The 9,764-nt window shown below is 49.2% G+C and carries 11 protein-coding genes; 1 reads left to right on the top strand and 10 read right to left on the bottom strand.

Going from position 1 to position 9,764, the window contains the following annotated elements; all coding sequences use genetic code 11:
- Positions 1-156: 156 nt before the first annotated feature.
- The 9 genes from MMIC_RS11965 to rsmI form a co-directional block, all read right to left on the bottom strand.
- Complete coding sequence (locus MMIC_RS11965) at positions 157-1,599, bottom strand: OmpA family protein (protein ID WP_072660710.1); 1,443 nt, start codon at positions 1,597-1,599, stop codon at positions 157-159.
- Positions 1,600-1,683: 84 nt separating this feature from the next.
- The gene (orn, locus tag MMIC_RS11970; protein ID WP_072660711.1) at positions 1,684-2,223 is read right to left on the bottom strand and encodes an oligoribonuclease; all 540 of its coding nucleotides are present in this window, start codon (positions 2,221-2,223) and stop codon (positions 1,684-1,686) included.
- 9 nt (positions 2,224-2,232) lie between these two features.
- Entirely contained in the window at positions 2,233-3,405 is a 1,173-nt protein-coding gene (locus MMIC_RS11975; protein ID WP_072660712.1) for a 4-phosphoerythronate dehydrogenase, read from the bottom strand.
- A gap of 37 nt (positions 3,406-3,442) precedes the next feature.
- Positions 3,443-3,916: a D-glycero-beta-D-manno-heptose 1-phosphate adenylyltransferase gene (gene rfaE2 / locus MMIC_RS11980; RefSeq protein ID WP_072660713.1), complete on the bottom strand. Its 474-nt coding sequence runs from the start codon at positions 3,914-3,916 to the stop codon at positions 3,443-3,445.
- Positions 3,913-4,512, bottom strand: a complete 600-nt coding sequence (locus MMIC_RS11985; protein ID WP_227819509.1) for a BON domain-containing protein — start codon at positions 4,510-4,512, stop codon at positions 3,913-3,915. Before MMIC_RS11985 ends, rfaE2 begins: the two co-directional genes overlap by 4 nt.
- Positions 4,509-5,462: a GSU2086 family protein gene (locus tag MMIC_RS11990; protein WP_072660715.1), complete on the bottom strand. Its 954-nt coding sequence runs from the start codon at positions 5,460-5,462 to the stop codon at positions 4,509-4,511. Before MMIC_RS11990 ends, MMIC_RS11985 begins: the two co-directional genes overlap by 4 nt.
- Positions 5,459-6,046: a D-sedoheptulose-7-phosphate isomerase gene (locus MMIC_RS11995; protein ID WP_072660716.1), complete on the bottom strand. Its 588-nt coding sequence runs from the start codon at positions 6,044-6,046 to the stop codon at positions 5,459-5,461. Before MMIC_RS11995 ends, MMIC_RS11990 begins: the two co-directional genes overlap by 4 nt.
- Positions 6,046-6,408, bottom strand: coding sequence for a YraN family protein (locus tag MMIC_RS12000; protein WP_072660717.1), 363 nt, complete (start codon positions 6,406-6,408; stop codon positions 6,046-6,048). The genes MMIC_RS11995 and MMIC_RS12000 overlap by 1 nt, the downstream gene beginning before the upstream one ends.
- Complete coding sequence (gene rsmI / locus MMIC_RS12005) at positions 6,405-7,256, bottom strand: 16S rRNA (cytidine(1402)-2'-O)-methyltransferase (RefSeq protein WP_072660718.1); 852 nt, start codon at positions 7,254-7,256, stop codon at positions 6,405-6,407. Before rsmI ends, MMIC_RS12000 begins: the two co-directional genes overlap by 4 nt.
- On the opposite strand from rsmI, the gene MMIC_RS12010 reads away from it, so the two are divergent.
- Positions 7,255-9,228, top strand: a complete 1,974-nt coding sequence (locus MMIC_RS12010; protein ID WP_072660719.1) for a penicillin-binding protein activator — start codon at positions 7,255-7,257, stop codon at positions 9,226-9,228. The two genes, rsmI and MMIC_RS12010, sit on opposite strands and share 2 nt — an antisense overlap.
- A 52-nt stretch (positions 9,229-9,280) precedes the next feature.
- Here MMIC_RS12010 and MMIC_RS12015 read toward each other — a convergent pair whose 3' ends face one another.
- The gene (locus MMIC_RS12015; RefSeq protein ID WP_072660720.1) at positions 9,281-9,640 is read right to left on the bottom strand and encodes a hypothetical protein; all 360 of its coding nucleotides are present in this window, start codon (positions 9,638-9,640) and stop codon (positions 9,281-9,283) included.
- Between the last annotated feature and the right edge of the window lie 124 nt (positions 9,641-9,764).

A 9,764-nucleotide genomic window follows, 5' to 3' on the forward strand; every position in this document is an offset into this window, starting at 1 on the left:
ATGGAAGCATTTACGAAACGCTCGCAAAACCTTGTTCAAAACAATCTTTGGGCAGAACAACGAGGCAGCATGAACTATAAACCATGCGATCAGCTTTCAGACTCATTTACGGATTGGAAAATACTGTGAGCGAGCTGTGTTTCAATCAGGGCTTTATTATTCTGTGCTTGCGGGTGGCGCAACCAGAATAATGTCGATGCGACGGTTCTTGGTACGACCTGCAGCCGTTTCATTATTAGCAATAGGTTTCTCTTCACCGTGCCCGACCGCATCCATTTGATTGCTGAATTCAGGCATGTTCTGATGCAGGTATTCTGTTACCGCATTCGCACGGCGTTCGGAAAGAGCCTGATTGAATGCATTGCCACCCATATAGTCAGTGTGTCCTTCGATACGTACAGACCGCTTGGGGAAGATTTCAATCGACTTGATAGCATTATCCAGCAAAACATAGGCCTGAGGCGGAATAACAGCACTGCCACTACGGAAATTCAGGGTCTTCATGCGGAAGATAACATCAGCATCCGTTGTGAGAAGAATCTCAACATCATCCGGACTGAAAAGCTTGGTCAGACGTTTGATTTTAGCTTCGGCTTCTCGTTTGAGCTGTAATTTGTAGCGAATGTCCGCCATATCTTTCAGGTCACGAGCCATATCACCTTCATATTTGGCCAGTTTTTTACTCAGCTCACTACTCTGCTTGTTTGCATCGGCGAGCTGCGCTTTATATTCACCCTGCATATCTTCGATAGCCTGTTTCAGTAGTGCCAGCTGCATATCGGGAGATTGGCTGCGGTCGAGCTGGATTCCCAGGGCTTTTGCCAGCGTTTCCATGCGGGCATCACTGGCATCAACCCAGCGTTCAAGCAACTGAGGCTTTTTAGTGAACTGAGAACCCATGCTTGCAACGCGTGTGGCATGCTGGGCTGATTTATAACCCTGTTGATAAAGCGCATAAGCCTGTGTTTGGGCATCCGGATCAGATTTGATCAAAGCGTCGGTTTTCTTTTGCAAGTCAATGGCTTCACTCAAGGCTTTTGGTGCAAAGTTACGGGCTTTATTTTTACGTGCCTGTGCAATGGATTTGGAAATCGGGCGTACAAATTGTTCGCGGGCGGCAACTACCTGGGCGGAATTCAGCGTACGTCTTGCATTGACTGCTTCTTTGCGGGCTTTTTTCATATTACCGCTTTCAGCAGCTGTCACTACGATGGCAAACTCTTTTTCGGCGCGTTCTGTAATATCATCTCGTGTGTATTCATCTCCGGCCAATTGTAAGCGATCACGGGACTCCACCAGATTGGAAAAGTTCTGGGTAAATTGCTGCGAAGCACTTGATGCGGCAGCGGCCTGACCTGCAGCCTGATCAAGAAGGCTGCGTATTTTATTCCTGTCACCTTTCTGGATCAGCAGTTCCTGAGCCTGCCTGAATGTACGTTCGGCACTGTTATAATGGGCAGGTGCAAATTCAGCGGCACGTAATGCTTTGGCTTCACCTATAGCCTGTTTGACCTCATCCAGTGTTGCAGCAGCGGCAATATTGGAAAGTGTGAATAGAGAAATAGAGACAAAGAATAGAAAAAATGGACGCACGAACATTGCAAACCTCCCTTAAAGTGTTCAGGTGGTTTGAATAGTATAGCAGGATTCATCGATCAATGTGATGAATCACACAAAATCTGGCTATCTGAACAGGTGTTTGCGGTAGAACGCCAACTCTTTAATGGATTCTCGAACATCAGACATAGCCAGATGCTGGGCTCTTTTGATGGGGGCTTTTTTTGTTGGATACCAGCGACGCCCCAGCTCTTTGATGGTGCTTACATCTATATTACGATAATGCACATAGGCTTCCAGTGTCGGCATATAGCGAACCAGAAAACGCCGATCCTGATGAATGGAGTTACCGCACAGGGGGGACTCTCCTTCAGCTACATACTGTTTGATGAATTTCATGGTTTGCTCTTCGGCCTCAGCCATAGAAATCTTCGATGCCCGTACTTTAGCCGTGAGACCGGACTGTGCATGATGTTTGGTGTTCCAGTCATCCATGCGATCAAGTATCTCATCGGGTTGATGAATAACCAGACTGGGGCCTTCAGCAAGAATATTCAGCTTGCCATCAGTAACGATGGTAGCGATCTCGATGATGGACTCTATATCCGGATCAAGCCCGGTCATTTCCAGGTCCATCCAAACAAGATTGCTGTTTAAATTATTCATGAGCTTAGCCTATACAACTTTTATGCCGATGGCATGTGCAAGTTTCAGAGTCTGCTCATCACTGCAGCTGAAGTGGACAGGTGAATATTTCCAGGCACGACGGATCGGGTAGTGCCGACGATAGTTGGCAAACGCAGCTGTTAACTCACTGTTGTTGAGATTAGACCAGGATGTCATCACTACATCATCATTGCGGATTGGATATAGATAGCGGGAAGCAGCGTGCAAATTTTTCCAGCTGTTACTATTGGTTTCAACTGAATAGGCCATGCTTGCAGCAGGAAGGTGCTCATGCATATTCCAGACCGGTTTAATATGCAGAAAGTGACACAGGGCTTGATAAATGTACTGTGTATTCGCGGCTTTACCGTCGAGGGAGTGGCCTGCAATATGTGGTGTGGCGATAGCCATGCCGGGGTGAGCTATTAGTTCCTGATCAGGGCATGGTTCATTTTCCCAGCAGTCGAGAACAGCCGAGTGAGATGGGTTAGACTGTAACCAGTGCAGCAGGGCATGGTTGTCGATGCAGGCACCACGTGCAGCATTGATGATACAGTGACCACGAAACCTCTGCAGACGCTGCTTGTTGAGCAGATGTACTGTGCAATCCCGCGATTCACGTATTAGCGGTGTGTGCAGTGTGATGATATCCGCCTGCTCGAGAATCTGATCCAGAGAGCAGAAGTGATCCGGGCTTTCTGCTCTGGCACGAGGCGGATCATTGAGAAGCACATTCATCCCCAAAGCTTTGCAAAGCTTTGTCATTTCCCTGCCAATCCGGCCAACTCCAATAATACCGATCGTTGTATCGGCTATGTTGATAAGGGCTGAGTCGTGCAATTCCAGTAATACACTGGTCATGTATTCTATGACTGAACCGGTTGATGAGCCTGCTGCATTTGCCCATGTGATATTATTGGCATCCAGCCAGGCCTTATCGTAGTGATCATCACCTATTGTAGCTGTACCTGCGAAACGAACGCCTGTTCCCTGCAGCAATGATGCATTTACTTTGGTAGATGAGCGAGTGAGCAGGATATCAGTATCTTTTAATATGCCGGTTTTTGAAATATCCCTGTTTTCCATAATGCGCAAATTAACGTCAAAGCCAGGTAGCGCTGAGAATGCTGTTTCAACGCCCCAGATATGTGCGTCTGCGACAATATTCAGATTTTTATTCATCTATATTCTGCTGGGCTTGAGCATGGCTTTGACTTGCTCAAGCAATGCTTTTAATGCGTTCAATCAGTGCTGTAGTTGAGTGTCCATCTACAAAAGTGATGACAGTGACATGGCCACCATTGGCGCGAACTTCTTTAGCTCCGACAATATCATCGGGTTGATAATCGCCACCTTTGACCAGCAGGTCAGGGAGCAGCTTGGATATTAAACCGAGTGGTGTGTCTTCGCTAAATGGTACGACCAGGTCCACCGATTTGAGGGCGGAGAGCATAATACTGCGGTCCTCAAGCGGATTAATCGGGCGTTCAGGGCCTTTCAGACGTGAGATGGAGTCATCATCGTTAAGTCCAACAATCAGCACATCACCGAGTTGACGTGCTTTGTGCAGATAGTCGATATGCCCGGGATGCAGCAGGTCGAAACAACCGTTGGTGAATACGACTTTAATGCCGGCTTTTTTCCATGTTTCAACCTGTTTTAAGGCATCTTCCCACTCTTTTTTGTAGTTCAATTCTTCGCGACTTGCATCAGATCAATAATTGCGGTGACACCCTTCACTTTATGAACAAGATCCTTGGTACGCTGACGCTGGATAAAGGTGTTTACATAACCCTGCAGATACACCTTGCCTTCGACAGTTTCCACTTTGATCGAAAAGCCGGAAACCTGTTCATCATTCCATAGTTTTGATTTGATCTGAGCAGTGATCCATGAATCACTCATGATGCTACCCAGAGCTGGTTTACCAACCATCAATTCAGAGTGTACGCCGCGAACACCTCTGATATTTTCGGTGATATAGATGGCGCGTTGAATATGTCGTTTGGTTGGCAGGTGACCGGTGAGCGTTGCTTTCCCGTCAATGACCTGAACGCTGACCCAGCGTGATGGCATATCACGCTCAGCAATCAGGCGAGCATCAATTTTTGTAGTTAGTGTAACATCATCAATCTGTGTGCCGACACTGCGTTGGTCATTAACGCTACTTGTTGCGGCAGCTCCGCCACCGACAACAGCAGCTAAGCAGCCGGATAACATCAGTGGAAGGGTAATTAAAGCCAATAAACGCCATGTGGGCATGGGAAGGTCTCCTGTTTTCTTATTCATATGATTTCATCACCAAGTGCTTCCAGAACAGATGCAAATAGCAGGGGTACGAGAATTTCATCAGGTCCGGATAGCCAGTAACCTTTACCATCCGGTTGCGACAGACGTGTCACGACATCAGTAATGGCAGAGGCGCTGGCACCGGGATCGATGACTGCTGAGGTGATATTTTCAATGTTTTTACCGACATTGCGTGCTGCATCAACCGCTTGCAAAAGCACACGTGGCATGATCACACTGGATGCGATATTGATGATAACGCCGTTGCTGGCTTCTGCCATCATACCAGCGAGCAATCGGAAATCCCTGAACCCGGCTGCACCCATGGACTCACCATGGGATGCCGGATGCATACCGAATGCATCAGCGCCAATCGCGGGATGCACGGTGATGGGAATACCGTAACGCACTGCAGTTGCTACCACTGAGTGATCCAGATGTTCCAATTCTGATTCCATCAGACGTTTGCCGACGCTCAGGCCAATGCCCCAGTTTTCACCGGTACCATAGTTGATCGCATCATTGATCAGGCAACCTGTCTCTTCAGTAATACAGTATTTGCCATCACTTAAGGCCCGCTCACTGGCCGATACAGTCTGGCCGAGCATGGCTATTTCCACATCCTGCTCCAGCGCTGCGCCTGTCAGAGCAATGCCGGTGATAACTTTCTGTTCAATCAGGCGACAGATTAACGGACCGAGGCCGGAATCAAATACATGTCCGCCACAGGCAAGAAAGACCTGATGGCCATGTCTGTGAGCTGATACAATAGCATCGCGCAACAGGAACAGATCACCTGCACAGCCAAGATTAGGTAGACTGCAGAGAAAATTTTCAAAACCGGTACCGGCTTTGTAAGGCGCGGCAAAATCTTTTCCATCACTGTCAACTTTTCGTTTGGACAGCGGGACAGTTTTTATTTTTGTGAACGAAAGTGGTCTGATCGTCATGAAGCCCCTCCAAACAAATCATCATCGACCAGGGAGCAGAGGATATGCAGACAGGTGATGTGCATTTCCTGAATGCGCGGTGTAGAACCATAGTCGATGTTCAAGTGTACGCTGATGTTACTGTTTTGGCCAAGTTCGCCGCCGTTCTTGCCGGTGAGTGCAATGGTGTTCATGCCAATCTCTCCTGCTTTTTCCACTGCTGCAATCACATTTCTGGAAGCACCACTGGTGGAGATGGCCAGCAACAGGTCGCCGGGTCGACCCAAAGCTTCAACCTGGCGCGAAAAGATCTGGTCAAAGGAAAAGTCATTGGCGATGCTGGTAATCACCGATGCATCATGAGTGAGTGCGACTGCAGCCAGTCCCCGCCGGTTGATTTCAAAGCGGTTGACCAGTTCTGCAGCAAAATGCTGCGCATCTGCTGCCGAGCCGCCATTTCCACAGGCCAGGATTTTGCCGCCACCTTGCAGGCATTTAACAATAATGCTGGCTGCGCTCAGCAAAGGTTCGGTTAATGTTTCACTGCATTGCCGGCGCAGTTCGATGCCGTCTAACATGGCCTGGCTGATCAGATCGCTATTCATCAGTTAATAATATTCCTCATGTGTTCAATACGGGGCGGTAACCAACCCGGCAAGCCTAGTCTAGGGGTGACGATGATTAAATCAAAGCGGCATTGTAAATGAGCATATGAAGCATGACCTGCAAGCCACGATTCGGCCGCAGATAATAGTCTGGCGCACTTATCGTCATGCATGGCCAAAAGTCCCGACTCGCGGGTCTTGTGCGTTTTGACCTCGACAAACAGCAGCAGTTCATCACTGCATGCCACAATATCAAGCTCTCCGCGGCCAAGTCTGATATTACGCCCCAGTATTTTGAATCCTCTGCGTTTCAGGTAACGGGCGGCTCGTTCTTCACCAGCCTGTCCCAGTGCCGTGCTCATGCGTTATTGATCAGTGCATACACCCTCGATTTGGTCACATCCAGAGTTTTGGCGACTGCTTTTGCACGTGCTGAAGGGGGAAGCGCCTGCATAGCCTCGGTGCCAAGGCATGCTATGATCTGCTGATCGGATAGATCAACCTGCTCTTCACTTGCCGGTGCCAGCAGGAGCACTATTTCACCGCGTGGTTCATGTTGTTCGAAGTGCCTGATCAGCTCATGCACAGGGCCAGAAACAAACTCTTCATGTAACTTGGTCAATTCGCGTGCTACAACCACTTCTCTGTTATTATCCAGTGTTTGCAAGTCTTTCAACGTCGCCAGAAGTCTGCGCGGTGATTCGAGAACGACAGATGTCTCATCCGAAGTGATCAGGCGGCTCAATGCTTCACTGCGGGTCTTGCCACTGCGGCTAAGGAAACCTGCATAGCGAAAATGGTCTGTGGGTAATCCGGCTGCACACAGGGCGGTTAAAACACTGCTGGCACCGGGAATAGGTGTGATGCGGATATTATGTGTTCGCAAGCCCGACACCAGCCGGTAGCCGGGGTCTGAGATCAGCGGGGTGCCGGCATCAGAAATCAGGGCGATATTCTCACCGTTGTTCAGGCGGATCAGAAGTTTCTCCAGCATGGCCTGTTCGTTATGCTCATGCACAGTAATCATGGGTGTCTTGATGCCATAATGCTGCAGCAACTTGCGGCTGTTACGGGTATCTTCAGCAGCAATGACATCTACCTGTTTCAAGGTTTCCACGGCGCGATAAGTCATATCGCTCAGATTACCAATTGGCGTGGCTACGATGAAAAGTTGGCCGTTGCCATCGATATGTTTAGGTTGCGTATCCATGATGTGGACACGTTATCGCTCTACCCTCCCCGCTGCAATGCCAGCCATGCTTTCCAGAAGTGTTATTTACGCCGTGCTCGGGCTTTTTTCCTTGCTGTTGCTCAGCGCCTGTCAGCCGAAACAGCCATCTGGAATAAGCGGTGTTGAGAAATCACGACCGGGTTTAAAACGCATGTCTGCCGCTCCGGTAAGTGCGGCTGAGATTCAGCTGCTGATGCGGCGAGCCAGATCCGGAGAAAATCCGGATCAGATTATGTATGAATTTGACCGGCTTATTGAACAAGGTGCTCCTCTCATTCGAGATGAGGCCATTTTCCGTAAAGCCCAGCTGCTGCTGGAGATGCAGAGTCCGGGTGCGGAAGGTGTAATCCGCTCAGTGATTGCTGCGCATCCGAAGCATGCACTGGTTCCCTATGCGCATTTCTGGCTGGCTAAATGGTGGATAGCTCAGGATGAGGCAGGACGTGCGCTGGAAAAGATGCGCGATGCTCTGCTGCATGAACGCCTGACGCGTGAACTGGCTGATGATATTTTTGATCAGGCCCCTGCAATAACACAGCAGGCATCCGAGCGTGAGGCTGTCTACTGGCTGTTGGCAGCTGCAGCCGTGGATTATGGTGGTCGTGACAGTTGGTTGCGCATGGCTGCCCGCCGCTCATCCATGGAAACTATTGAACAATTACATCGTGAGGGCGCACTCTCTTCCGACTTGATGCCGGACTTTGATTTACATGCTGGCCGCTCTCGACTGATGACCGGTGATACGAGAGCCGTAGCCCGTATTGCAGAGCTGTTATCCGCAGCACAACCATCGCATAGCCATGTCAGACAGCTACAGGCCTGGGCGAGCGGCGAGGTTCGGGCCGCGACGATTGGTGTGCTGTTGCCGCTGACAGGTCCTTATGCCCGTTATGGCCAGGATGCTTTGCGTGGCATTCGTGTGGCCCTGGCTGGTATTGAATTTGATGAATACATCACCTTGCGCGTTGAAGATACTGCATCTGACAGTATGACGGCGATAGCTGCTTATAATAAGCTGGCTGGAGAATCGGTTAATATGATTATCGGCCCGCTATTGGCCGAAACTACTGAAGCGCTGTTGCCATATCTCAGGCCTGAGCTTCCTGTGATTAGTTTGACAGGGCGTACCGATCTCGCAGCCAGATCTGATGCTCTGTTTATTCATACGCTTTCGCCATTAGCGCAGGTCTATGTGATGGCCAATTATGCCTGGCAGCAGGGGGCAACGCGTATGGTGGTGATCTCCGGAGCATCAGATGATCAGACGGAGGCAGAGATGTTCTCAGCCTCTTTCCAGAATCTGGGTGGTGAGATTTCTCAACTTGTGCATCTGGATAAGCTCACCATGGATCATCGTTCACTGCTGAGAAAATTGCGCCATGAGACGGATGATGAGGAACTGCTGGTTGAACTGGATGAAGAGCTGGCTGTGATGTTGCCAGAGATGGATATGGAAATACGTATGCCAGTCGGATTTGACGCCATTTATCTGGCACTTGATGGTCGTCAGGTTGCTATGCTGGCCGGACAACTCGCTTATGCTGATATCAGAGGCGTGCCACTATATGGAACCAGTCGCTGGCAGGACGGACATCTGCTTGATGATCGTGGCCGTTATCTTTCCAAAGCGCGTTTTGCTGCCTCGAATACATCGGTTGATGTCAGTAATCAGGAAGACCCGAATATCCGCCAGTTCCAGTTTAAACACCGACAGGTCTGGGGGAGCGCCAAAATTTCCGATCTGATGAGTTTGGCCTATGATACAATGCGTATTGCCACTGTGATGACCAGCCGTCTGGGTTTGTCCAGACACGAGATTAGCCGAGGCCTGCGTACTCCTGAAGGTTTCCCGGCCATGACCGGTCACGTGAAATTTGATGATTCCGGAGTGGGTCAAAAGCAGCTGGATGTATTCAGTATCAAGAAAGGTGAGATTGTCCCCGCAGGTTAGTCACCCTGGCCTGTTAAAACAGTTGTCTGAGTGTTGTCTTTGCACGCTGTAACTACAGACCAAGCCATTCTTTTGCGCTATCGATATCACGGAATATGGATAGTTTGCCGTGCTCAGAGCCCATAACGGCTTGAAATATATTTAACAGGCCAAAGCCTAAAACAGTTGAAACAACGATGGCTCGCTGTGCTTGACTCCCCCATGGGCTGGAAGCAGCAAGTTGCGAATAATTAATCTCTCTTACCCTGACATTTATGAGATCTCTGCAGTCCATGAGTTCACGCATGTCCGGATGAAACTCAGGGTCCTCTCCTAGCTTGTCTTGATGCTCATGGAGCTGTTGGTTATCGAGCACGCCTTCAACATGTGTAAAAACAATTTGTTTTACCGAATCAATTGTATAAGAAACCACTGCTGTCCGGTTAAGGAATTAGCAGCAAGAAAACAGGCCTGAATTCCCAACGATTATGGTAAATTTGTAGTTATCCAGACAGCAAATTCACAGAACGGAGAACTCAGGCCATGAAGCACATTAA

Origin of the sequence: Mariprofundus micogutta (genome assembly GCF_001895085.1) — a bacterium.
Taxonomy (GTDB): domain Bacteria; phylum Pseudomonadota; class Zetaproteobacteria; order Mariprofundales; family Mariprofundaceae; genus Mariprofundus; species Mariprofundus micogutta.